This window comes from Paenibacillus jilunlii (assembly GCF_900102965.1).
Lineage (GTDB): Bacteria > Bacillota > Bacilli > Paenibacillales > Paenibacillaceae > Paenibacillus_AQ > Paenibacillus_AQ jilunlii.
Map to the genome: position 1 here is coordinate 135,689 of NZ_FNGM01000007.1, position 22,251 is coordinate 157,939.

Genomic DNA, 22,251 nt, shown 5'->3' on the forward strand with positions numbered 1-22,251 from the left:
GCCCATTTCTAGCAAAATCAAAGGTATTTATACCTCTCATTTCACACAGCTGCCTTTCGCCGCTTCCACAACGGTACTTCTCCGTTGTGGAAGCGGCAAATGCGGACAGGAAATCCGCTAATGGGGAGGATTTGTTCATCCCGCAGGACAGGCGGACAGAGATTCCCGTAATTGTCCTATCTCCCCTTATTATAGGATCAAATGAACAATATAATGGCTTCTGTGTCCGATTAACGTGCGTTGAGAGATTGAAGTCTAATGATCCTGTTCGCCTTTACATAGTGCAATCAAAGTGCTAAGATACGAACATGACGTTAACGTTATATTCTAACTCGAAAGGAGTGAGCAAACATGGACCGCATGCGCATCGGCGAGTTGACAGAGCGGGCAGGAGTTACTCAACGCACGGTCCGCTATTACGAGAGCATCGGACTGCTTCCTTCAGGCGAGCGCGAAGGCAACGGTCATCACTACTACACGGAAGAGACGGTCGCCCGTCTGCGGAAGATTGATCAGTTGAAGAAGCTGGGCTTAAGTCTCGAGGAGATTCGGGACGTAATTGAGCTCTACTTCACGGACCCTAGCGGAGTGCAGCCGAAGCGGAAGGTTCTCGGCCTGCTGCGCCGGCATCTGGCCGACACGGACAAGAAGCTCGAAGCACTGGGGCAGTTCCGTGCCGATCTGCAGTCCCATATCGAACGCTTCGAGCGGTGGCTCGAGACCAATGATCGTATCTAAATTTTTTTGTTCAAAACATGACGTTAACGTAATGTTTTGAATATTTCTAAGGAGGAATAATATTAATGAGCGAAAACATTGGATTTATCGGACTCGGCCTGCTCGGGCTGCCCATCGCAGCCAATTTGCTCCAAGCGAAGTATGCGCTGACCGTATACAACCGCACCGCGGACAAAGCGGAGCCGCTCATTGCCCAGGGCGCGTTGCAGGCAGCCCGTCCCGCCGACGCTGTGACGGCCGGGGGCATCGTCGTCACCTTGGTGTGGGACGATGAAGCACTGGAAAGCGTCGTCAGAAGCGAGGATTTCCTGGAGCGGCTCGGGCCGGGCGGCATTCACGTGTCGATGAGCACGGTGTCGCCGGATACAGGCAGAAGGCTGGCGGACTTGCACGCGCAGCATGGCTCCGTCTATGTCGAAGCCCCCGTCTTCGGGCGGCCCGAGGCGGCCGCTGCCAAGCAGCTGTGGATTCCCGTAGCAGGTCCGCAGGAAGCGAAGGAGCGGGTGCGGCCGGTGCTGGAGGCGATGGGAGCCAGAGGGATCTTTGACTTCGGCGAAGAAGCCGGTACGGCCGTGCTCGTCAAGCTGATCGGTAACTTCCTCATCGTCTCCGCCGGACGCTCGCTGGAGGAAGCACTGGGAATGGCCGAGCGCGGCGGGGTCGATCCCAAGGCGGTGGTCAACATGCTTACGAGCACACTGTTTCCCGCCCCCATCTATCAATCCTATGGCAAAATGATCGCCGAGAAAACGGCAAACCTCTCCGAAAGCAAAATTCCGCAGAAGGATGTCGGCCTCTTTCTGGCGGCAGCGCAAAACGCGCAGTTCCCCGCTCCGCTCGCCGGTCAGCTGCTTAATATGCTGGAGGGCGGAGACCGGAGCAGACCATAGCTTGAACCGATTCGCAAAATACGAAGGGGCTGTCCTCAAGGTCACAACAATGACCTGAGGACAACCCCATTTTTTTCTTTGTAAAACAAAAGGAAACCGCAGACCGGAACGGAGAATTAATTCATTGCCGGCTGCAGTCGGCCCCAACGACCAACGGATACTCACCGCCTAAGCTCCCTAGCCGCAGTATGGTCGGCCTCAGTCGGAATTGTTCATAATCATTGGTGCCCGTAACAGTCAGTTATTGGCGTCACGCAAAGCAGCCCAATAGTCGGATGCTGCACCCGGCGCAAAGCGCTTATCTGCCGTCCAGCAGATTGCCCAGGCCGCCGAGGATGCTGCCTTCTTCCTTGCGGCCGGAATTGCCTGCAGCCGACAGGATGCGGTCTGCCATCCGGCTGAACGGAAGCGACTGCACCCATACCTTGCCCGGCCCGCGCAAGGTGGCGAAGAACAGGCCTTCGCCGCCGAACAGAGCGGTTTTTACGCCTTTTACAAACTCAATGTTGTAATCTACCGAAGAGGTCATCGCCACGAGACAGCCGGTATCGAGCTTAATCGTCTCGCCAGGCTGCAGCGTACGCTCCATGACATAGCCGCCGGAGTGGACGAACGAAAGGCCGTCTCCTTCCAGCTTTTGCATAATGAAGCCTTCACCGCCGAAGAAGCCCGCGCCCAGCTTGCGCTGGAATTCAATCCCGATGGAGACTCCCTTGGCTGCACAGAGAAAAGAATCCTTCTGGCAGATGATTTTGCCGCCGTGCTGCTGAAGATCGAGGGGAATGATTTTGCCCGGATACGGGGCGGCAAAGGTTACACTTTTGCGGCCGTAGGCTCCGCTGTGCGTGAAGATTGTCATGAACAAACTTTCACCGGTCAGCAGACGTTTGCCTGCGCCCATCAGCTTGCCCATCAGCCCGCCTCCGCGTGATCCGGTGCCGTCGCCAAAGATCGTCTCCATGGAAATTTCCGGGTCCATCATCATGAAGCTGCCAGCCTCGGCAATCACGCTTTCGCCTGGATCAAGCTGGACCTCGACACACTGAATTTCCTCACCCATAATCACATAATCAATCTCATGTGCGCTCAATAGTATTCCTCCTAATTGTTGGTGAGCACTGCTTCATCAGCTTATTCTCACTTTGTTATGTAATCCTATGTCCGTGCAGCTGAGATATATACGCTCTCCGCTCTTCGCTGGTTTCAAGAGGACTCCAAAAATATGAATCCTACGGCAATTCCAAGTGGAAAAAGGGTAACTAATTTCCTCGTGAACCATGTTCCACTTAAACCTCACATTTGTTGATTTCAGGGAGAAATAAGTTCCCTTTTTCCAACTAGCACTGCTCACTTGCTTCTTCGCAGCGCTAGTTGGAAAAAGGCTATCGAATCCGGCTAATTTCTACCCTTTTGGGTGAATTCACTGAATTTTCGTCTACTTATCCCCAACTTTATACAAAACTTATCCCCCAGAAAAGGGAAATCATAATTTCCTAAATAACAAAAAAGGCCAGCCCGTTGTTCTTCTGGCTGACCTTTCTCTTATCCCCGAAACAGGGGCGGATTCTGAACTCTTCACATTACGGTACCATCATGCGGCTTGCTTAGTTTGGGCTGAATTTTGGGTGCTTTGCTCAGCTTAGGTCTGCCAAGTGAGGTTGTAAACGTAATAACGTAGCCGGCTACGACTACAGCCATTACTGTGTACAGCGTTTCCTTGAGAGGCATGTAGAAAAGCGATAATGCCAGAACGATAACATCCATCAGGATAAATACGGTTCCTACCTTAATCCCCTTCCATTCACTGATCAGCAGCGACAAAATATCGTCACCGCCGCTCGCCCCGCCGCCGCGCAGGACCATCCCCGCTCCTAGACCTGTCAGTACACCGGACAACAGCGCCGCAAGCGGCAGGTTATCCTGCAAGTTGATCACCCATCCGGAGTAACGTTCCATCAGACTGTAGAATACCGTGAAGGCTCCTACGGAGATGAAGGTGTTCAATACGAACGCTCTTCCTTTGAAGATCATCGCAATTAAGAGTACTGGTATGTCTAAGATTAGAATAGATAAAGAAGGCGAAATGCCTAGCACATATTTACCAAGCAGCGACAAGCCTACAAATCCGCCCTCGGTCAAATGATTCTGATAATTAATGTGATAATAAGTAAATGCAAGCAGCAATGTTCCGGACAATATGACTGTGAGTTGTAGCGGCATTCCCATGCCACTGTCTTGTTTCCTCATACAGGTCTCCCCTTATCGTAAATGGCGGCTTAGACGTCTGCCAAGCCTCTACGACGGGTCTGACCGGAGGAAGTGTTACTCCTTCGCATACAATACTCCCTTCCCTCGCAGAGGCGGTTAACGTCAAGAAACAACGATTCGCGCACTTTCTACAGGGAAGCTAAGTATAAGACAGATCATAACGTTTCCAAATCGTCCTTTGGGGAATCGTCCTTCGGGGACACATGGTATCCTGATCCTTTCTCTAATTTGATGTGTTCTGAATAGATTATACCACGCAGAAGTGCCAGTCTAAACAAGTTTCCATTAAAAAACATAAGGAATCATGTAAAAGTTCTGTAAAACCGGCATTTAGCCCGGATTACGCAGCAGGCGGTTGACCGTCTCCCGCCGCACGCCAATCAGCTGTCCGATCTCCTCCTGTGTCAATAAATCCGTCAGCTCTGCGCCATGGGAATATTCAAGAAGCCAGCGTTTCAGCAGATCCAGCCGCTCTCCGGGAGTGCCCACCGTAAGGTGGTCCAGGCGGGTCTGCATGAACCGCACCTTCTCTTGAAGCAGCAAGGCGATCTCCATCACCTTATCCGGATCTTCGCGCAGCTCGCGGTACCATTCCGCTGCCGGGACAAGCTCTACTTCACTTTTCATCATCGCTACAGCCGTTCCATGCGCCTCCTTCGGTGAAATGAGTGAATGATGGGGGACAGTCTCCCCGGGGTACAAGAGATTGAACAGCACCATGTTCCCATTCTCATGCAGCCGGATTACCTTAAAGAGTCCGCTCTTCACCTGAAACAGATTCTGGCAGGCATCCCCTTGGCGGAACAGGACCTCTCCTTTGTGCAAAATCATCCCGCTCTCTCCTTTATATTCTCAGTATGTATTACTCTATTCTACAAAATGTAAAGAAACCCTGTACCAAATTGCAGGCAGGGCATAATTTGGTCAAATTTACCAGGAGTTAGACCGAATTAAGCCGAACTTCACTCCTGTCCTTTTGTTGTTGTACCTCCATCATGCGCTGTTCCAGATCAATACAGACCCTGCCGTTTCTCCAGCCAAGCCAGCAGTTCATCAGCACAATCCTCCGGCTGATGTTTGGCCGTGTACAGCGTAATTTCGGGGCTGGCAGGAGCCTCATAAGGATCGGAGATGCCGGTAAAAGAGGGGAGCTCGCCACGGCGGGCTTTGGCATACAGGCCTTTGACATCCCGTGCTTCGCAAATCTCCAGCGGACAATCCGCATAGACTTCTACGAATTCGTGCAGCTGCTGCCGGGCATAGCTGCGCATTTCTGCATAAGGACTGATCAGCGAGATCACCGTTATCACACCATGCCGGTTCAGCAGTTCCGCAACATAAACCGCACGGCGGATGTTCTCGAAGCGGTCTTCCCGGCTGAATCCGAGTCCGTGTCCAATGCTGCGCCGCAGCTCATCCCCGTCCAGCCATTCCACGGCCTGCCCGGCTGCCCGCAGCCTGTCTGTAACCAGCGCGGCAATCGTAGATTTGCCAGCTCCCGACAGACCGGTGAGCCAGATGGTAATTCCCCGCTTGACACTCATTCTGTTCCCTCCCGTACACCGCAGGGGATTCGTTCCAGCAGTCCGGCCCCGTACACCTGCTGCAGCTGCAGCTCAGGTATATGGATATAGCCGATATAGCAGTCACAGACCTTCATACGGCAGCTTCGTTCCAACGATAAGCCTTCCAGCCCGTCCCGGTAAAGGTTGCCGATAACTCCCCTGTCCTTATAACAGCGTTTGACCTGGCCGGAACCCTGCACATAGAACACATCGCTGCCTGCACTGCAGGCTTTGCCCAGGCTTTCGTAGTCCCTCGCATTGAGCACGAAATAAGGATCTATTCCGCTTAGGAAGGCTATATCCTCCCCGGTATAGTAATTGGGCTTATCCTTGTAGGCATTCACCCACAAATAGACATCCTCCGGCAGAGCTGCACGAAGGGAAGCGATGGCCTCAAAGCTGCTTCGAATCCCGACGCTGCCCACACTGAAAGGAATACCCTGATCATATACAGCCATACATTGGGCAAGGAACCGCTGCTCCGTTACCTGACCCGGATGATAGGTTGCCCAAAAGGCTGCCTTATACGGGTTCAGTCCGGCAGTGAAATCAAGTCCTGCGGACAGATTGGTCTGTATGGCCACCTTGTCCACATGGTCAAGATTGGAGAGTGTAATCATAGCCTCTTTGTACCAGCGGTGAATCAGCGCCTCGCCGTAGGGGTTGAAGAATATAGACAGGCGGTGGCCCTCAGCCCCTTGGACGGAGACCCAGCGGACAAAGGCCTCCAGCTCCTCCCGGTCCTTGGCAAGGCGCGCTGCACTGTCTTTAGTCTTGCCAAAAGGGCAGTAGGGGCAATCATAGTTGCAGGAGGTAAGAGAACCCCGGTAGTAAAGAACAGCTTTCATGGCAAAACAAACCTTTCCATCTGCTCCCGGATCTCTCCCGAAATAAACCAGTCGCCGATTGAATCGGAGTATCCGAGGCCTTCCGGGGTCAAGCGTAGTATGCCTGCTTCTTCCCTGCCCAGACCGCTCTGCAGCAGCAGCCCCAGCTCCGGGTGATCCTTCCACAAGGAGGATGCAAAACGCCCGCTGTAGTCCGCCAGCTTCAGTCCTTCGCTGTGAAGAACCGCCTTCAGAATAAACCGGCGCTTCTGCTCTTCCAGGCTCAGCACAATGCCGTAGTCCGCTGTATCGTAGCGTTCGGCCGCAACATAATCGGCGATAATGCTCTCCGTAGCCTTGCGGCTGACCCCGTAACGGGACGCATAGTGCACATTCCGGGTATAAGATCTGGCTCCGCAGCCCAAGCCCACCATTCCTTCCTCCTGGCAGCTGTAATCCAGGATTTGTTTGTCCGTTCCGGCGGTTTCTTTCGCAAAGCGGCGCATGGAATATTGGGTGTAGCCATGCTCTGCCAAAAGCAGCTGCGCAGCCATATAACATTCATGGCGGATGTCCGTCTGGCGCTGCATATCCTTTGGCTTCACGATCGTGTGGTCACGGGTATACAGCGGATAGATGAAAATTTCCTCCGGCTCATGATTAATTGCCTGCTGCAGGGAAAACAGCCAGGATTCCACAGTCTGACCCGGGAGGCCATAAATCAGATCCAGGTTCAGAATCGGAAAATCATACTGCTTCAGCAGCTCCAGCGCCCGGTATACCTCATCCGGATTCTGCGGGCGGTAAATGGCAGCAGACTCCGCAGCGACAAAGCTCTGAATGCCCATGCTGACCCGGTCCACGGTATGTTCCTTCAGGATATTCAGCTTCTCCTCCGTAAGCGTCTCCGGAGACGTTTCTACCGAGATCGAGGCTGTGGCAGAGTCCAGGCCCATAATATCCTCAGCGATCCGGAACAGCCGGCGGAGCTGTGCAGGAGCGAGCAAGCTGGGGGTGCCGCCCCCGATGGCGAACCTTGCAAACGGCTTGCCGCCGGTGAATGCTGCCCACCGCCTGGCCTGGCGCTCCAAAGCATCGACGTATACGGTATGCACCTCCGCCCGCTTGTCAGGCAGGGTGAACAGGTTGCAGAAGCCGCAGCGGGCCCCGCAGAAAGGAATATGCATATACAGAAAAAAGCTCTCCGCAGGCTCCTCCCGCCAGAGCGGTTCCAGCGGAACCGGAGGATTAAGGTCGCGGTAAGCGGTTTTGTGCGGATAGGAATATAGATAATTGCGGTAAGGGTCAGCGGTAATGTGTTCTCTCCACTGCGTAACGTCCTCCGAAGGGAATGGTGTTCTTCCGTCATCGCGGAGATGCAGGGGAGGCTGTGTTGTCGTCATACGGTCTCCATCCTTTCGGTAAAATCCGGTATGGCTATAGGAAAAACTCCCGGTATGGGACATTCCACACGGTTTCATGCGCCAGCCTGTGTCCATGGTAGCCATCTTCGCCGAAAGCCTCGCCATGATCTGAAAAAGCCAGGCAAAAGACCGGATTGCCTCGTTCACGAAATGCTTCGAACAGCCGGCCCAGCTCACCGTCCACATAACGCAGAGCAGCGCGCTGGGTGTCTATGGAATCTTTGCGGGCACCCGGTACAAAATAGTGATTCGGCCCATGGATCGCCGAGACATTCAGAAACAGGAACAGCCGTTGATCCAGCGGGGTGTCCTTCAGCAGCTTCAGGGCATGATTCACCTGATGTTCTGTGGACCGGGGGTTTGTGACCCCGAACGTCATCCGCCAGTAGCTGTGCTGGAAATAGCCCGGCAGGACCCGGGCGAGCGGTACTTTTTTGCTAAAAAAAATAACTCCCCCAATACAAATAGTCCGGTAGCCTTCAGCCGCAAACCCTGACACGACATCTGGCGTATCAAACAGCCAAGTGTAGGGATGGGTCTTCATTCCGGTGTTCCGCGAATGGAACAGCCTTACATGCTGTGACTTGTCCGTGGTGGCCGGTGTAGGCAGAAATCCGCCAAAAAAGGCATGATGCGCGGCATAGGTGAAGCTCCCGGGGGTATGCCTTTTTTCCCAGGAACCGGTCCCGCACAGATTGGGGCAGTTCGCTTCCTCCAGAACCGCTGCGTCATAGCGCAGAGTGTCGAGTGTGATCATCAGCAGATCGTGGCTGCCGACAACAGCATTCATGTCTGTCATAAGTGCCCTTCCTTTATGAGTTGCTTCAATTCCCATTCATAAGTGCCGAATCCTTGGTACTCTACGTTATAGAGCAAGTCGCCAAAAGGATTGACATCCGCGGCATATGTTAGTTGAGAGCCTGCGGATACCAGCACATCTATACCTGCAACACTTGATCCGGGAAAAGCCGCCAGCGCCTGAACGGCTGTATTCCGCACCTGTTCCTGAGTCTCCCCGGAAAGTCCGGCATCTGCCGGGGACATCCGGCGGCTGCGCAGATGAAGATTGGTGATCGGCGTGGTGCTTACCCGGACAATGGAATGGCAGGCTTTGCCCAGTACCACCAGCTGGCGGATATCAAGCGAAGTGCCTCCTGCACCCGATTTGGGAATCCACTGCTCGGCATATGCCCCGTGGCCGCAGAGCCAGTTGATCAATCCGGCAATCGTGCGGCTGTCGGTATAACGCCGCAGCTTGCCGGAATTATAATAAATAGGGGGACGGGTAATATAATTCTCTACCCCCACCGTGGTCACCGCAATCTCTGCACCTGTGGACGGGTTCACCTGATAGGCAATGACGCCAGAAGCGGCAGACCCGCAGGCCAGCTTAATAAAAATCCGGTGCATGCGCTGCCGGATCATCTGCTCACGGATGGAGCTGTAGTCTTCAAGTGTCTGCTCTGCGCTAAGCGGACGCGGAATTCTGACATCCGCAGAGGCCAGAAGCTGCTGGGTGCGCCGTTTGTCGGTCATATCCGCAATATCCTGCGGATCATTCAGCCACTTGGAATCCGGCAGGAGGAGAGCCGCTTCCTCCCGGAGCCTGGCCAGCAGGCGGCAATAGCCGCGAAACCACTGGGAAGGATGGTGCAGCACACCGGGCACGTCCCTAAGCTTGCCGGCAGTTCTGCTGCTTAGCGGAAACGGGTCGGGCCTCTGCCCGAAGGGATGCAGAACATCCCTGCAGTCTCCGGCATCGGGTGCTCCGAGCGTAATTAAGGCCCGCTCCACCTCAAAGCTGCCGCCTGGCGAGTCCAGCCGGAGCAGCGGCGCGGAAGGTCCGGCAAGTGAGGCGGCTGTCCGCTGCGGGAACCCCTCCGCCTCCAGCAGCTCGGCCAGCGTCCGGCCAGCCAGCAGGCCGGTATACGGTATAATGATGGCCGGGGGTAACCCCAGACGGCTTCCGGCCTGTTGAATTCCGCCAGTCCGCTTGTCACCGGGGATGCCGATGACGATCAGCGGCCGCGTCTTCTTCATCACTCTGTGATCGAAGGATACCGCCAGTCTTCGTCATCATCGCTGGTCTGGCGGTCGCTGATATCGGCAGGCAAGCCGCTGCTCTGCCAGCGGGCAAGCATCTCCTCAGACATGTAATGATGGCTGAGGTTCAGCGCCTTCAGGCCTTTGATCCGCCCGCTGGCCAGAAGGACCTCGGCACCTTTGTCACTAAGCGTTCCTAGGGACAGGTCAAGTGTATCCAGCTGGTCCAGAATAGGGGCATCAGCAACCGCTATGGCGATTTCATCCTGGATTTCGCTGTTTTTTAGGCCCAGGTAAGTAAGCTTGGGGAATTTTCCCGGCTCAATCAGCGGAAGAAGATCTGCTAGGCTGCCGTCAAAGCCATAATCATCCACGCCAAGGTACAGCTCCAGCTTGCGCAGATTTGGCAGCTCAGAAGCCGCGATTTGGGCCAGAACGCCTTTACCCAGACCGCCGGTAATAATAATTAGTTCTTCCAGCTTGTCATGCTCCAGCTTGCTCAGACTCAGCCCGTTCCCGCCCTGAATCGTCAGCGATTGAAGCTCCGGAAAAGCCGGCAGCAGCGGAGAAAGATCACTTTGCGTAATCCACGAAATCTCACATTCCTCATAGCCCATCTCGCCGATAAACAGCTTGCGGAGAGCCGGGAAGCTTGCGCTGTGTTTCACGAGCGCTTCTACAACGTCCTCCGAGCTGTTCTCATATGCCTGGCCCCAGTCTCCGATAATAAGACTGCTCAGCGATGCGGCTTCGGGACTTGCGCTTAAGCTTTCAACCGCGGTTTCTATCCGCTGGCCATCCTCAAATTCATCGTACCCAATCGCAAGCTTTACTTCCGACATGAATAATCCCTCCCGGCAAATTTTGGCTATAAATCACCCTAACATCTTCGGGGATGGTTGGTCAAATGAATCCAAATGCTGCCGGTGAAGCCGACCCTTTTAAACCAGGAAACCCTGGTTGTTAGTAGCTTTTCAGCAAAAAGAGCATATAGATCCTTCTATTCCTGTCTATTCCTGTCCGTGTATCGAAAAAAGCAGAAAAGAGCCTGACACTTTAGTATAAGCTATGTTATGTACGAGCATTGTGCTGGTCACTGAGGTGGAGGTCATTGGGCGAAAGCAGCACCTTCCCTCCTGAGCAGCAGCCAACTCAAAGAACGGTATCTCTGCCGTTATTTTTTGCACTTCTCGCCACTTCTCGTCCTAAATCGGTCAACAACGGCAATTGCGGAGATTGTTCACCCCGTAGCCCGAAAACGCCAAATTCAAGGGTACTTATACCTCTCATTTCGCCAATATGCTAGTCGGGATGGGGTAAAGGTAGTGTGTAAGGGGAGAAGGTGTTTCTAGCGTTTCGTTAGCTGGCTTCGTCAGCTGGTCAGGTGGAAAAAGTATCACTAATTTGTTTAAGCATCAAGTAGCCCGGCAAGCCAAGTGGATAATTTATAGCGCGAAGCATATACGCTTATATTTTAAAATAACCCCACAAAGCAGGGCTTCTGCATGGAAGCTCATTCAGATACTTTTTGGGGGCCTAATGAATACTTTCTGACATGCAAAAGGGCTGCCCTCACCCGCAGAACAAGCTCTGCATAAAGATGACGTTGGGCAGCCCCTTCAAATTCTATTATACTCAGCCGGTCTTAAGCGGCTTCTTCCAGAGGCCGAGCGTCAGACCGGAGATGACTGAGCCGATCAGCACGGCTAGGATAAACAACAAGGCATTGCTGGAGAGCGCAGCCACGAAGATACCGCCATGCGGTGCAGGAACGTTGAGATTCCACAGCTGGGTCAGGCCGCCGGCAACGGCTGAACCTATGATACAGGAGGTCAGGACACGCAGCGGGTCTGCGGCGGCAAAAGGAATAGCGCCTTCTGTAATAAACGACAATCCGAGCACATAGTTGGTCAGGCCTGATTTGCGTTCTGTTTCAGTGAATTTATGCTTGAAGAACGTAGTAGCCAGGGCGATGGCAAGCGGAGGAACCATCCCTCCGGCCATAACAGCCGCCATCATCAGTCCGTTGGTGTTGCCGCTGGAGGTAAAAACGCCAATGGCAAACGTGTAGGCGGCTTTGTTGAACGGCCCCCCCATATCAATAGCCATCATTCCTCCAAGAATCAGTCCAAGCAGAACTGCGTTGCCTGTTCCCAGGTGGTTGAGTCCGTCGATCAGGCCTTCATTAATCCAGCTGAACACCGGATCGAACAGGTAGAACATAATCCCGCCGGTAATCAGCAGGCTGAATACGGGATAGAGCAGGATCGGCTTCAGTCCGTCCAGCGTTTTGGGCAGACCGGCAAACGTTTTGCGGAGCAGGATGACCACATAACCGGCCAGGAATCCGGCAGCCAGACCACCAAGGAAACCGGCGTTGGAATTGAGGGCCATAAACCCGCCGACCATACCCGGCATCAGAGCCGGACGGTCACCGATGCTGAGCGCGATGAAACCGGCCAGGATTGGAATAAGGAAATGGAAGGCGCCATCGCCGCCGCCAAGGGTCTGCAGCAGCTTGACGATCGGATTGTCAACGCTCGCCGTCTGCTCGATCAGGAAGGATATCGCCAGCAGTATCCCGCCGCCGACTACGAACGGCAGCATATGCGAAATGCCGTTCATCAGATCCTTGTAAATTTTGCTGCCGACACTGCCCGATTTGGCTGCCGGAGCCTCATCGCCGCCGCGTCCTTCGCTGCGGTAGATTGGAGCTTCTCCCTTCACCGCTTTGGTGATCAGTTCTTCAGGCTTGCGGATGCCGTCGCTTACCGGTCTTTGCAGCACCGGCTTGCCGGCGAAGCGGGCCATCTCCACATTTTTGTCCGCAGCGATGATTACGCCGCTGGCCCGGGCGATCTCGTCCGCAGTCAGCACATTCTGGGCGCCCTCCGAACCATTGGTCTCTACGCGGATGTTCACGCCCATTTCTTTGGCTTTTTTCTTCAATGCATCTTCCGCCATAAAGGTGTGGGCAATTCCTGTGGGACAAGCGGTTACGGCAACGACGAAGCTCTGTGAAGCCGGGTTGCCCACAATCACACGTTCAGGAGCTTCCGGTTTGGTTCCGCCTGCGCTGGCTGCTTCCTCTGCCTTCGCCTTGGCTTCAGCTTCGGCCTGTTTGGCATCGAACAAAGCCACCACCTCATCCGGTGTCCGGGCATTCATCAACGCTTCAATGAACTCGCTTTCAATGAGCAGCCTCGACAATGCGGCCAATGTGCGCATGTGCATATTCCCCGCTCCCTCAGGCGCGGCAATCATAAAGAACAGCTTTGCAGGCTCTTCATCCAAAGAGGCGAAGTCTACGCCTGCTGCGCTTTTGGCGAATACAACAGTTGGTTCGTTGACAGCCCTGGTTTTGGCATGCGGCATGGCGATTCCCCCGCCGATACCGGTGCTGGACTGCGCTTCGCGCTCCAGAATCTTTTGCTTGAATAAAACGGGATCATTAATCCGGCCGCTGGCCGCAAGGCTGGCGATCAGTTCATCGATCGCCGCTTCCTTGGACGCCGCCTGAAGGTTCATGATCATTGTTTCTTTTATCAACAGATCTGTAATTTTCATTACAATCCACTCCCTTTAATCACAAGTGTGCTGCTTGACTTATATCTGCTCAATCTGAATCTGGGTCTTAAGCTGCCCGATAAGCGCTCTGTCCGCAAGGTCATCCGAGAAGGCCGTTGCACTGCCTGAAGCTACACCTGTCCGGAAGGCCTCCAGCACATCGCCAGTAAGTGACAGCGTGCCGACGAATCCGGCAATCATGGAGTCCCCCGCTCCTACCGAGTTCTTCACCTTACCCTTTGGTGCATTGGCATAGTACACACCTTGATCCGAAATGAAGAGCGCACCCTCTCCTGCCATAGACACCAGAACATATCGTGCACCTGATTCCAGCAATCTGCGGCCGTAGGTAATAATCTCATCTCTGGAGCCGATGCTCACGCCGAACAGCTCTGCCAGCTCATGATGATTGGGCTTTACCAGCAGCGGCCCCTGAGCCAGCGCATCCTTCAACGCCTGACCTGTGGTGTCGATTACAAACTCAGCCTTTTTGCGTTTGCATTCCGCAATCAGCCTGCTGTAGAAGCTTCCTCCCAGCGAAGGCGGAGCGCTTCCGGACAAAACCAGAATATCTCCGGCCTGCAGCCCTTCGAGCTTAAGCAGTAAAGCCTCCGCTTCCTCCTCACGAATCACAGGTCCGGTTCCGTTAATTTCCGTTTCCTCAGCAGCCTTCAGCTTGATGTTAATCCGAGTGTCCTCGGCTACCGTTACGAAGTCACTCGAGATTTGCTCTTCACCCAGCCATTGCCCGATATATCTTCCGGTGAAGCCCCCCAGAAAGCCTGTTGCCGTATTGTCCACTCCAAGCTGGTTCAGCACACGGGAGACATTGATTCCTTTGCCGCCCGGGAGCTTGAGATCCCGTATCATCCGGTTTAAACCGCCGAGCGTCAAATCTTCAACTTCCACGATATAATCGATGGAAGGATTAAGCGTCACAGTATAAATCATGGTTATCCCTCTTTATTATGTGTTTAGCTGGCCCTTACACCAAGGTGTAGTCGAGGTCCAGGCCTTCCAGCCCGCGAATGAAGCCTTCAGGTGCTCCAGTATCCAGAATGCAGTGATCGATTTCCTGCAGGTCAGCCACCTTGCAAAAGGACACCTGGCCAATCTTGCTGTGGTCTGCCAGAAGGATAGCCTGCTTGGCTACGGCAATCATTTTGCGTTTGGTAGCGGCCTCCAGCATATTCGGCGTAGTGATGCCTTCATGCATATCCAGCCCGTTCGTCCCGAGAAAAGCTTTATCTACGCGGACCATTTCCAGCGAACGCTCCGTCATCGGTCCGACAAAAGCCAGTGTATCCGGCCGCAGCATCCCTCCGGTGATCGAAACTTCGATATTGCGGCAATCCTTCAGCTCATTGAGCGCAATCATGGAATTGGTGATGACCTTAAGGTTCGAGAACGTCTTCAATGCCCTGGCGATCTGCAGCGTTGTGGTCCCTCCATCCAGAAGGATGGCGTCACCTTCCTGAATCATCTCAACAGCCTTGCGGGCGATCCGCTGCTTCTCTTCAAGAAACCGGTCGGCTTTGTCCGGAAACGCCGCTTCAAAATTCACACTCTGCAGCGAGACCGCTCCGCCGTGCGTGCGTTTCAGCAGCCGTGCTTCTTCAAGCTCCTTCAAATCACGCCTCACGGTGGATTCGGATACGCCCAGATCCTGGCTAAGCTCCTGTACGGATGCCCGGGTATGCCTTTCGACAAACTGGACGATGCTTCTTTTGCGTTCTTCTTCAAACATGATGCCCACTCCTTGTGAACAGCGAAGAATAGTAAAACTGCGGTTATGCTATCTATGAAGCGATGCTCAAAATGATCAAAATCACGCTCACTCAGTGACCATTGTTGATCATTTATGCTCATTTATGATTGTAACAGCGTTTACATCTGGTGTAAAGTGATTTTTCTTTGGCTTATTTTCTCTTCATGCAGCATAAATATACCCTTTCCCCAAGGTTTTTTTGCCCGTAACCCTGAATACTTGATCCAAGAAATTCCAAGCTGCTCATTTCCGCTCATTGTTGCTCATTTCCCGCCCGGCTGTCCAGAAAAATACTGTTCAGAAATATCCTCTCATTCGCCTATTCCTTCCGGCGCCGTTTGACATATTTTATAATACATATGGGAAAAAGCAGGTGAACAGGAGATGGCCTATAACAACAAAAACAACAATAACTTTGGATACGGTAATAACGGGAATGGCGGCGTTGGCGGCAACAGTACTAAGAACAGCAACGGTGCCCCCCTCGAAACTGAAGAGCTGGATGCGGAAGACTATGCCATTATTGCCGCCGGGCTGACAGCATTGGGGGACATCTTCGCCTTTTTATCTCTCGTGAAAGCCAAGCAGGTAACCAAAGAAACGGGGGGCCAGGCCGGCATAGATCCGGTTCTGTTCATACAATCGAGAAAAAAAAAAGCAGCGAAACGGAAAAACCGTCCACTGCGTTGATTTTCGATTCATGTATGCTCATGGAGAGCCTAGCGGAATGGCATGATGCTGTTCAAACAAGTTGCTTATCGCTTGCCGGTGCTGCTCTTCCTCCAGGGTTACAATGACAATAATATGTTCCTTGCCTGCATGGCGGGCGTAGACTATCGCATCCTCCTGCGGAATTCCGATGCTGATCAGACTGACGGCAAGTCCATCCCCCTCCAGATCCGCTCCTGCCAGCTTCCGGGCTGCCGGACCGGCTGCAACCGCTGTATCAGGCAGCATTTCCAGCCCGACACCCAGCGCTTTGGCGGTTCCGAACAAGCCTTCATTCCCCTCGCCGGATTCTGTGCGGCCAATCCCTGTATCGTGGCTGATCATCTTCAGCGTATTCTTTTCCTTCGTCACCACCGAAATCTGCTTCGGCTTGATTCCCTGTTCCCGGACAGCCTCAATCGCCAATGCAGCGTCGCCCGGATGGCCAAAAATCCCCACAACCAGTATCGTCATCACTCATTCCTCCTGTTAAAGCGATATTAACCTCAGCTTCCCGCGGCTAACCAGAGAAATCCTAAGTTTGGGACAAGCGATATCTGAATCATTCTCGCAAAATCCGGTTATAAAGATAGAATCGATACATATTGCTATAATTGAGAGATCAGGGGGTGCTGCAATGCTGCAAAGCAAATATTTTAGGACATGTCTGGCCATTATCGCTTTTTTGACAATTCTATATCTGGGCTCCAAAGTCGTTTTTTTGATTACACCATTGGTAGCTATTTTCAATCTGCTGCTTGTGCCAATGATGCTGTCAGGCTTTATGTATTATTTGTTGCGTCCGCTCGTCAATTTCCTGGAGAGCAAGAAACTGAACCGCATGCTGTCCATTCTGCTGATCTATGTCGTGTTCATAGGATTGTTTGTCCTCTTCTGGGTGCTGGTCTGGCCAACGCTGCGCGAGCAAATCCAGAATTTTATCGACAATACTCCTTATCTTGTAGAGGGGATCCAGGAACAGTTCAATAAGCTGCAGAGCGACCCATACTTTTCCCGCTTCTTCAAGGGGGATGCCGATCTGTCAGCACGGATATCGGGTTACTTGAGCGATACTATCACCTGGGTGACCAATTCCATGTCCAATCTGATCAGTGTGGTATCAAGCATTGTAGTGGTCATTGCTACTCTGCCTATTATTCTGTACTACATGCTGAAGGATGGACATAAGCTCTCCCCCATCCTGCTCAGCCTGGTGCCAAGAAAATACCGCAAGGAAGGGCAGGATATGCTGCAGGATATCGACAGTGCGCTCAGCGGATTCATTGTTACAAGAGTGCTGCTGAACGTGGTGCTGGGGGCCATGCTCTATATCGGTTTCCTGATTATCGGACTGCCTTATTCCCTGATGCTTGCCATCATATCTATCCCGCTTAATTTCATTCCGTATGTCGGCTCGCTCCTGGCTGCTGTTCCCGTTGTGATCGTGGGTTTTATAGAGTCCCCTACGATGGCTATCTGGTCGGTGGTGATTATAGTCATCGCCCAGCAGATTCAGGATAATGTGCTTTCTCCGATTATTTATGGAAAATCACTGGATGTGCATCCGCTGACTACTGTAGTGCTGGTGCTGGTGGGGGGCGATTTCTATGGGATCATCGGCGTGTTAATCGCGCTTCCGGTCTATATGATCCTCAAAATCATTTTCCTGCATATTTACGAGATTATCATCGCCGAGCGTGTGGAAGAGGTTACGGTTGTCAAAGATGAGCAGAATCTGACTCAGGACAGCTAAGTTTATACTACCAATATAGCCCTACAAAGTGGAGCCATTGCATTGAAGCTGATTCCTTTCGGGGACCCGATAGATACTGTTAAAAAAAGACGCAAGCCTCTCTCATGGAGAAGCCTGCGTCTTTTGCTGCCGGAACCGGTCAGCCCCGGAGGGAACGTACTACAAAGACATGGCTGCCTTTCAGCAGATTCTGTCCATCCTTCAACGTAACGGAGCCCTTGGTATGTGAAACAATCGTTGTATTGTAAGCAATCAGCTCATCGCCCTTCCAGACGGTTACTGCCGATTTAAAATAGACTGCATTGTCGAACTGCTGGCGTTCTCTCATGACGTATCCGACAGCATGCAGCGTCGGGGCCAGGGCTCTTTCCTTGGGGGCCAGAGCCTTGATGAATACAATGTCATGAAAGGGCACCGCGATTTCCTGATGGCCAATTACAGCCACCGAAGCCGCCGGGTCCCATTTGCGCAAAACACCTTTTATGATCGTGTAGGGTTCTTCGCCGCAGTACATAATAACGGGCCTGCCTACCCAATGCTTCATGGCCCCACCCCCTTTGCTGTCTCTGAGCTGACTATATATTCGGTATGGACCAGTCTATTCCCTGTAAGCCATGCGACTCCAGATACTGGTTGGCCCGGGAAAACGGCCGGCTGCCCAGAAATCCCCGGTGCGCCGAGAATGGGCTGGGATGCGGAGACTGGATCACCAGGTGGCGGCTGCGGTCGATATATGCCCCTTTTTGCTGGGCATGGCTGCCCCACAGGATAAAAACCAGAGGCTCCTGCCGCTCATTCAGCTTCTCCATCACCGCATCGGTGAAAGTCTCCCAACCGAGCCCTTTATGGGAGTTCGGCTGGCCTTCCCGGACAGTCAGTACAGCATTCAGCAGCAGCACCCCTTCCTCAGCCCAATGCATCAGCGATCCGTGGTTCGGAATAGAAACACCCATGTCTTCATGCAGTTCTGTGTAGATATTGCGCAGGGAAGGCGGTATCCGCACTCCCGGTTTGACCGAGAAGCTGAGTCCATGTGCCTGTCCTGCTCCATGATAGGGGTCCTGCCCCAGAATAACTACCCGTGTTCTGTTGTATGGCGTCAGCTTAAGCGCCGAGAACAGTTCCTCCTTGGGCGGGTAGACCGTGTATTGCTTGTACTCCCGTGCCAGTGCATAGCGCAGCTCCTGAAAATAGGACTTCTGCGTTTCTTCCTGCAGGATCTCATCCCAATCGTTGCCGAACATCTCCGTTCTCCTTCCGCTCCCATGCGTGTTATTCAGTCATTACCTGTTATTACCCAAAATATATCCGGCTCCCGGCAGATTATTTGCGCCCGTAATCAGCCTTAATCTCGCCCCACTCTTTGGTCTGCCACTTGAGAATCTTGTTGTTGTATGTATTCGTCTGCAGCCAGCGTTCCGCGCGGTCGATCAGCGTCCAGATTTCCTCTGTGGAAGCATCGCGCGGCAGCGTGGTAGCCACCTTCTTCTGCTTGACCCATTTCATGGCATTCACAGAATCGCTGTAGATCGTCCGGCTGCTGCCCTCTTTCTTCAGCAGGGCCAGCGCATGGACGATCGCCAGGAACTCGCCAAGATTATTGGTGCCTTTGGAAATAGGTCCGCAGGAAAAGATAATGTCTCCGGTCTGTGTATCCACACCCTTATATTCCACAGGCCCTGGGTTGCCCCGCGTCCCCACATCCACGGAAATGCTGTCATACTCAATTTCTGCCGGGGTTGCTGCGGCTGTGCTGCGCTTATAGGAGCTTGCCGGTTTGCTTTTGCCTGCTCCTGATGCGGCTGCTCCGCTTCCCCAATTGCCCTTCCAGCCAGCCTTGAAGGCAGCAGCCGCCGCGGCCCTGGATTCATAGGATTTATATTTTGCCCCCGTATAATGATCCGTCTGTGCCTGGCATTCCGCCCATGTTCCGTATACACCGGGCTTCTTGCCCTCCCAGACCACATAATATTTCTGCTTAGCGATTGTGATCTTCCCCTTCCAGCCTCAATTGCGAGGTCAAAAGAATATTGTAATCCAAACGGCAGCGAGTTTGAAGTCCTAAATAACGAGGCCCGCAGCCGCCGCATATTTCAGCGGATAATAACCCGGCTGCAGGTTCATAATATACCCACGGAAATTAGTCCAGGACCGCAAGTGTAGTATCGGCAATCCGCTGCAGCTTGCTTGGATCCGGGCTCGATTTGACCATAACCCGAAGTCCCACCAGCGCATTATGCAGGAATACCGCAAGGTCAGCCGCCCGGAGATGTTCAGATATTTCTCCGCTTGCTTGCCCGTGGGTTATCAGTTGTTCCAGCAGCCGCTCAGTATTCAGAAAAGCATCGTTTACTTTGGAGGTGGCCTCCGGGTCATGATTGGCCAGTTCAACCGCAGTGTTCACCAGGAGGCAGCCTGCGGGCTCCGTGTCCTGCCTATGGATGATCATATCGAACAGCAGCCGGATGGCTTCTTTGGCGGAATCCACGCCTTCTACGCGCCCTTCCATTCTGCTGACAGTCATCTCTGCAAAACGTTCCATGGATTTTATATATAAAGTATGCTTATCACCAAAAGTATCGTACATGCTCCGCTTGTGAATGCCCATGCCGGCAACCAGATCCTGCATCGAGGTTTTCTCATAGCCCTGCTGCCAAAAAACATTCATTGCTTTGCCCAGCACGTTGTCGACATCAAACTCTTTGCTTCTTGCCATCATCAAGCTCCTTTCTGCCTCTATTTTATCATTTATAGAACGTTCGGTAAATATTAACCAGAAGGAGGATATTCACATGAAAAAGCTTGCAGCCTTAGCGGCGATATTCGTTCTGACCTTGCTTGTCGGATGCGGCAACTCAGCGGACAACAATAACACGGCAGGCACAAATACGCCGGCAAACAACGGGAACGCCAGCAATGCCACCGCCGCACCGGATGCTGTAACCTCGGCTTCCGTGGTTGACAACGGCGAGGATTTCAAAAAGGCGATCAGCAAAGAGGGCACCTGGATTGCCGCCACACTGAAGGATCTGACCTTTACGGAGGATCTTGTCGTCGAAGGAGAGTTCAGCAACAAGGGTGAACCCGCACGCAAGATCGCGCTGTACACGCAGGATGCGGATCACAATATCACCAACTCCTTTAGACTGACGGCTCCCAAAATTACGATTAAAAGTGAAAATACCCAAATTCAGGGCGGCACTTTTGTTGGTGATGTCTATGTGCAAGCGAACGGCTTCAAAGTGGTGAATGCCACCATCGAGGGCAATGTCTATTTCTCCGATGATAAATACCAGGCCACCTACAGTGCGTCGGACCAGGGCAAAGTAACAGGTGTAACCGAAGTCAAAAAATAATTACGGATTACCGCAAAGGTGCTTCCCTTACGGCTTGAATGCCGGGGAAGCACCTCTTTGCGGGTTAGGGGAGAAAAGAGGCTATCATGCATATTTCATTCCGCAGGCTTATGCTTGTAACTCCGCTGCTTGCCCTGTTTTCGTGCAGCTGGCCAGAGGATAAGACGCAGCTGCCGCAGTATCGGATTCAGTCCGGACAGGATCTGACCATTCTGACTACAACAGACACACACTACTTGTCCAAAAGCCTGACCGACTATGGCCCGGCCTTCACCCAATTTCTCGCCGCCGGGGACGGGAAGCAGCTAGGCTACAGCGAAGAACTTATCGGTGCACTCGCCAACGATATTGCCATCCGGAAGCCGGATGCCGTTATCATCAGCGGGGACCTCAGCAATAACGGAGAGAAACGCAGCCATCAGGATCTGGCGAAGCATCTGAAAGCCATTGAGCAGGATACGGGGACACGGGTCTACGTCATCCCCGGCAATCACGACATCCTGAATCCATGGGCCCGCAAATTCAAGGGCCAACGGAGGTATCGGGCGGACAATGTTACTCCGCAGAAATTCCGCAACCTCTATCAAGATTTCGGGTATGACGAAGCTTTGCTGGAGGATCGGGATTCCCTGAGTTATCTGGCAGCTCCCTCCGGCGACTTGTGGCTTCTCATGCTGGATACCAGCCAATACACCAATAACAAGCAACTTGGACATCCTCAGTTGGACGGAAGAGTAGCAGCCTCGACGCTGCAGTGGATCGATGAATGCGGCAAGCTGGCGGCAGACAGCGGCGCGCAGATCGTGGCGGTCATGCATCACAGTCTGCTGGATCACAGTGAGTTCATTCAGAAAGGCTTCACAGTCAATGATAATGCCGGGGTGATCGAAGCCCTGACAAGAAACGGTATTAACACTGCCCTCAGCGGCCATATTCACATCCAGGACATCAGTAAAAGCAGCAGGAACGATAGCAGCATATACGACATCGCAAACAGCGCCCTATCCGTATATCCCCATCAGTACGGCATGCTGCACTATTCCTCTGCGGATCATGCCTTGGACTACAACACCTTCAAGCTGGACCTGGAGATGTGGGCGCAAGCGACCAGGCTGCACAGATGAGAACCTGCTGCACTAGGGAATCTACACGGGCAGAAATTTCAGGAAGCGTTCCGCTACGCAGGCTAGCGCTAGCTCGCTGACATTCTTGCTGAATTAAGCTGGAGTATCTAGTGAAATGGGAATTTGAACTTGCAGAGTTGAATTTCCAGGTGTCTTTATGCAAAAATGCATGTTGCTCCCCCTTCACAAAGATCAATTTTTCTTAATCAACAACTGCATA

The 22,251-nt window shown here is 53.0% G+C and carries 23 protein-coding genes; 6 read left to right on the forward strand and 17 right to left on the reverse strand.

Annotated elements, in window-relative coordinates:
- Positions 1 to 351 precede the first annotated feature (351 nt).
- Together BLQ82_RS14150 and BLQ82_RS14155 are read left to right on the forward strand one after the other, a co-directional pair.
- On the forward strand, positions 352 to 738 hold the full coding sequence (locus BLQ82_RS14150) for a MerR family transcriptional regulator (protein WP_062527573.1): 387 nt from the start codon (positions 352 to 354) through the stop codon (positions 736 to 738).
- A gap of 65 nt (positions 739 to 803) precedes the next feature.
- Positions 804 to 1,628, forward strand: coding sequence for an NAD(P)-dependent oxidoreductase (locus BLQ82_RS14155; protein WP_062527571.1), 825 nt, complete (start codon positions 804 to 806; stop codon positions 1,626 to 1,628).
- A gap of 298 nt (positions 1,629 to 1,926) precedes the next feature.
- Here BLQ82_RS14155 and BLQ82_RS14160 read toward each other — a convergent pair whose 3' ends face one another.
- The 12 genes from BLQ82_RS14160 to BLQ82_RS14215 form a co-directional block, all read right to left on the reverse strand.
- Positions 1,927 to 2,718, reverse strand: a complete 792-nt coding sequence (locus BLQ82_RS14160; RefSeq protein ID WP_062527569.1) for a TIGR00266 family protein — start codon at positions 2,716 to 2,718, stop codon at positions 1,927 to 1,929.
- A 485-nt stretch (positions 2,719 to 3,203) separates the two neighbouring features.
- Entirely contained in the window at positions 3,204 to 3,875 is a 672-nt protein-coding gene (locus tag BLQ82_RS14165; protein ID WP_062527567.1) for a YitT family protein, read from the reverse strand.
- Between the two features lie 351 nt (positions 3,876 to 4,226).
- On the reverse strand, positions 4,227 to 4,727 hold the full coding sequence (locus BLQ82_RS14170; RefSeq protein ID WP_020431600.1) for a Crp/Fnr family transcriptional regulator: 501 nt from the start codon (positions 4,725 to 4,727) through the stop codon (positions 4,227 to 4,229).
- A gap of 179 nt (positions 4,728 to 4,906) precedes the next feature.
- Positions 4,907 to 5,440 carry an adenylyl-sulfate kinase gene (cysC, locus tag BLQ82_RS14175; protein WP_062527565.1) on the reverse strand — a complete coding sequence of 178 codons (534 nt, stop codon included), beginning with the start codon at positions 5,438 to 5,440 and terminating at the stop codon, positions 4,907 to 4,909.
- Positions 5,437 to 6,309, reverse strand: coding sequence for an STM4011 family radical SAM protein (locus BLQ82_RS14180; protein WP_062527563.1), 873 nt, complete (start codon positions 6,307 to 6,309; stop codon positions 5,437 to 5,439). The genes cysC and BLQ82_RS14180 overlap by 4 nt, the downstream gene beginning before the upstream one ends.
- Positions 6,306 to 7,691, reverse strand: coding sequence for an STM4012 family radical SAM protein (locus BLQ82_RS14185; RefSeq protein ID WP_062527561.1), 1,386 nt, complete (start codon positions 7,689 to 7,691; stop codon positions 6,306 to 6,308). Before BLQ82_RS14185 ends, BLQ82_RS14180 begins: the two co-directional genes overlap by 4 nt.
- Before the next feature lie 34 nt (positions 7,692 to 7,725).
- A complete protein-coding gene (locus BLQ82_RS14190; RefSeq protein ID WP_062527559.1) occupies positions 7,726 to 8,511 on the reverse strand; it encodes an STM4013/SEN3800 family hydrolase in 786 nt (261 codons plus the stop codon).
- On the reverse strand, positions 8,508 to 9,752 hold the full coding sequence (locus BLQ82_RS14195) for an STM4014 family protein (RefSeq protein ID WP_062527557.1): 1,245 nt from the start codon (positions 9,750 to 9,752) through the stop codon (positions 8,508 to 8,510). Before BLQ82_RS14195 ends, BLQ82_RS14190 begins: the two co-directional genes overlap by 4 nt.
- Entirely contained in the window at positions 9,752 to 10,597 is an 846-nt protein-coding gene (locus BLQ82_RS14200; RefSeq protein WP_062527555.1) for an STM4015 family protein, read from the reverse strand. The genes BLQ82_RS14195 and BLQ82_RS14200 overlap by 1 nt, the downstream gene beginning before the upstream one ends.
- Before the next feature lie 793 nt (positions 10,598 to 11,390).
- Positions 11,391 to 13,322, reverse strand: a complete 1,932-nt coding sequence (locus tag BLQ82_RS14205) for a PTS fructose transporter subunit IIABC (RefSeq protein ID WP_062527553.1) — start codon at positions 13,320 to 13,322, stop codon at positions 11,391 to 11,393.
- 39 nt (positions 13,323 to 13,361) lie between these two features.
- Positions 13,362 to 14,273, reverse strand: a complete 912-nt coding sequence (gene pfkB, locus BLQ82_RS14210) for a 1-phosphofructokinase (RefSeq protein ID WP_062527551.1) — start codon at positions 14,271 to 14,273, stop codon at positions 13,362 to 13,364.
- A gap of 34 nt (positions 14,274 to 14,307) precedes the next feature.
- Entirely contained in the window at positions 14,308 to 15,069 is a 762-nt protein-coding gene (locus BLQ82_RS14215) for a DeoR/GlpR family DNA-binding transcription regulator (RefSeq protein WP_062527549.1), read from the reverse strand.
- A gap of 405 nt (positions 15,070 to 15,474) precedes the next feature.
- On the opposite strand from BLQ82_RS14215, the gene BLQ82_RS14220 reads away from it, so the two are divergent.
- Positions 15,475 to 15,780: a hypothetical protein gene (locus tag BLQ82_RS14220; RefSeq protein ID WP_062527547.1), complete on the forward strand. Its 306-nt coding sequence runs from the start codon at positions 15,475 to 15,477 to the stop codon at positions 15,778 to 15,780.
- 18 nt (positions 15,781 to 15,798) lie between these two features.
- Here the strand turns inward: BLQ82_RS14220 and BLQ82_RS14225 are convergent, their stop codons facing one another.
- Positions 15,799 to 16,272 carry a general stress protein gene (locus BLQ82_RS14225; protein WP_062527544.1) on the reverse strand — a complete coding sequence of 158 codons (474 nt, stop codon included), beginning with the start codon at positions 16,270 to 16,272 and terminating at the stop codon, positions 15,799 to 15,801.
- A gap of 163 nt (positions 16,273 to 16,435) precedes the next feature.
- Between BLQ82_RS14225 and BLQ82_RS14230 the strand changes: the two genes are divergently transcribed.
- A complete protein-coding gene (locus BLQ82_RS14230) occupies positions 16,436 to 17,551 on the forward strand; it encodes an AI-2E family transporter (protein WP_062527542.1) in 1,116 nt (371 codons plus the stop codon).
- Positions 17,552 to 17,690: 139 nt separating this feature from the next.
- Here the strand turns inward: BLQ82_RS14230 and BLQ82_RS14235 are convergent, their stop codons facing one another.
- The 4 genes from BLQ82_RS14235 to BLQ82_RS14250 form a co-directional block, all read right to left on the reverse strand.
- Positions 17,691 to 18,095, reverse strand: a complete 405-nt coding sequence (locus tag BLQ82_RS14235) for a hypothetical protein (RefSeq protein ID WP_062527540.1) — start codon at positions 18,093 to 18,095, stop codon at positions 17,691 to 17,693.
- Between the two features lie 31 nt (positions 18,096 to 18,126).
- Complete coding sequence (locus BLQ82_RS14240; protein WP_062527538.1) at positions 18,127 to 18,795, reverse strand: uracil-DNA glycosylase; 669 nt, start codon at positions 18,793 to 18,795, stop codon at positions 18,127 to 18,129.
- Positions 18,796 to 18,874: 79 nt separating this feature from the next.
- Positions 18,875 to 19,537, reverse strand: coding sequence for a ribonuclease H (rnhA, locus tag BLQ82_RS14245; protein WP_062527535.1), 663 nt, complete (start codon positions 19,535 to 19,537; stop codon positions 18,875 to 18,877).
- A gap of 154 nt (positions 19,538 to 19,691) precedes the next feature.
- On the reverse strand, positions 19,692 to 20,267 hold the full coding sequence (locus BLQ82_RS14250; RefSeq protein WP_062527533.1) for a TetR/AcrR family transcriptional regulator: 576 nt from the start codon (positions 20,265 to 20,267) through the stop codon (positions 19,692 to 19,694).
- A gap of 76 nt (positions 20,268 to 20,343) precedes the next feature.
- Here BLQ82_RS14250 and BLQ82_RS14255 point away from each other — a divergent pair, with 76 nt between their 5' ends.
- Positions 20,344 to 20,907 carry a hypothetical protein gene (locus BLQ82_RS14255; RefSeq protein WP_062527530.1) on the forward strand — a complete coding sequence of 188 codons (564 nt, stop codon included), beginning with the start codon at positions 20,344 to 20,346 and terminating at the stop codon, positions 20,905 to 20,907.
- Positions 20,908 to 20,993: 86 nt separating this feature from the next.
- Positions 20,994 to 22,031, forward strand: coding sequence for a metallophosphoesterase family protein (locus BLQ82_RS14260; protein ID WP_062527527.1), 1,038 nt, complete (start codon positions 20,994 to 20,996; stop codon positions 22,029 to 22,031).
- Positions 22,032 to 22,251: the final 220 nt, after the last annotated feature.

What these genes read in the sequence shown, in the direction of transcription:
- BLQ82_RS14225 (WP_062527544.1), bottom strand. Translation starts at nt 16,272, where the DNA reads ATGACGATACTGGTTGTGGGGATTTTTGGCCATCCGGGCGACGCTGCA.
- BLQ82_RS14240 (WP_062527538.1), bottom strand. Translation starts at nt 18,795, where the DNA reads ATGTTCGGCAACGATTGGGATGAGATCCTGCAGGAAGAAACGCAGAAG.
- BLQ82_RS14255 (WP_062527530.1), top strand. Translation starts at nt 20,344, where the DNA reads ATGAAAAAGCTTGCAGCCTTAGCGGCGATATTCGTTCTGACCTTGCTT.
- BLQ82_RS14200 (WP_062527555.1), bottom strand. Translation starts at nt 10,597, where the DNA reads ATGTCGGAAGTAAAGCTTGCGATTGGGTACGATGAATTTGAGGATGGC.
- pfkB (WP_062527551.1), bottom strand. Translation starts at nt 14,273, where the DNA reads ATGATTTATACTGTGACGCTTAATCCTTCCATCGATTATATCGTGGAA.
- BLQ82_RS14165 (WP_062527567.1), bottom strand. Translation starts at nt 3,875, where the DNA reads ATGAGGAAACAAGACAGTGGCATGGGAATGCCGCTACAACTCACAGTC.
- BLQ82_RS14170 (WP_020431600.1), bottom strand. Translation starts at nt 4,727, where the DNA reads ATGATTTTGCACAAAGGAGAGGTCCTGTTCCGCCAAGGGGATGCCTGC.
- BLQ82_RS14195 (WP_062527557.1), bottom strand. Translation starts at nt 9,752, where the DNA reads ATGAAGAAGACGCGGCCGCTGATCGTCATCGGCATCCCCGGTGACAAG.
- BLQ82_RS14230 (WP_062527542.1), top strand. Translation starts at nt 16,436, where the DNA reads ATGCTGCAAAGCAAATATTTTAGGACATGTCTGGCCATTATCGCTTTT.
- BLQ82_RS14150 (WP_062527573.1), top strand. Translation starts at nt 352, where the DNA reads ATGGACCGCATGCGCATCGGCGAGTTGACAGAGCGGGCAGGAGTTACT.
- cysC (WP_062527565.1), bottom strand. Translation starts at nt 5,440, where the DNA reads ATGAGTGTCAAGCGGGGAATTACCATCTGGCTCACCGGTCTGTCGGGA.
- BLQ82_RS14250 (WP_062527533.1), bottom strand. Translation starts at nt 20,267, where the DNA reads ATGGCAAGAAGCAAAGAGTTTGATGTCGACAACGTGCTGGGCAAAGCA.
- BLQ82_RS14180 (WP_062527563.1), bottom strand. Translation starts at nt 6,309, where the DNA reads ATGAAAGCTGTTCTTTACTACCGGGGTTCTCTTACCTCCTGCAACTAT.
- BLQ82_RS14235 (WP_062527540.1), bottom strand. Translation starts at nt 18,095, where the DNA reads ATGAAGCATTGGGTAGGCAGGCCCGTTATTATGTACTGCGGCGAAGAA.
- BLQ82_RS14220 (WP_062527547.1), top strand. Translation starts at nt 15,475, where the DNA reads ATGGCCTATAACAACAAAAACAACAATAACTTTGGATACGGTAATAAC.
- BLQ82_RS14205 (WP_062527553.1), bottom strand. Translation starts at nt 13,322, where the DNA reads ATGAAAATTACAGATCTGTTGATAAAAGAAACAATGATCATGAACCTT.
- BLQ82_RS14155 (WP_062527571.1), top strand. Translation starts at nt 804, where the DNA reads ATGAGCGAAAACATTGGATTTATCGGACTCGGCCTGCTCGGGCTGCCC.
- BLQ82_RS14260 (WP_062527527.1), top strand. Translation starts at nt 20,994, where the DNA reads ATGCATATTTCATTCCGCAGGCTTATGCTTGTAACTCCGCTGCTTGCC.
- BLQ82_RS14190 (WP_062527559.1), bottom strand. Translation starts at nt 8,511, where the DNA reads ATGACAGACATGAATGCTGTTGTCGGCAGCCACGATCTGCTGATGATC.
- BLQ82_RS14185 (WP_062527561.1), bottom strand. Translation starts at nt 7,691, where the DNA reads ATGACGACAACACAGCCTCCCCTGCATCTCCGCGATGACGGAAGAACA.
- BLQ82_RS14215 (WP_062527549.1), bottom strand. Translation starts at nt 15,069, where the DNA reads ATGTTTGAAGAAGAACGCAAAAGAAGCATCGTCCAGTTTGTCGAAAGG.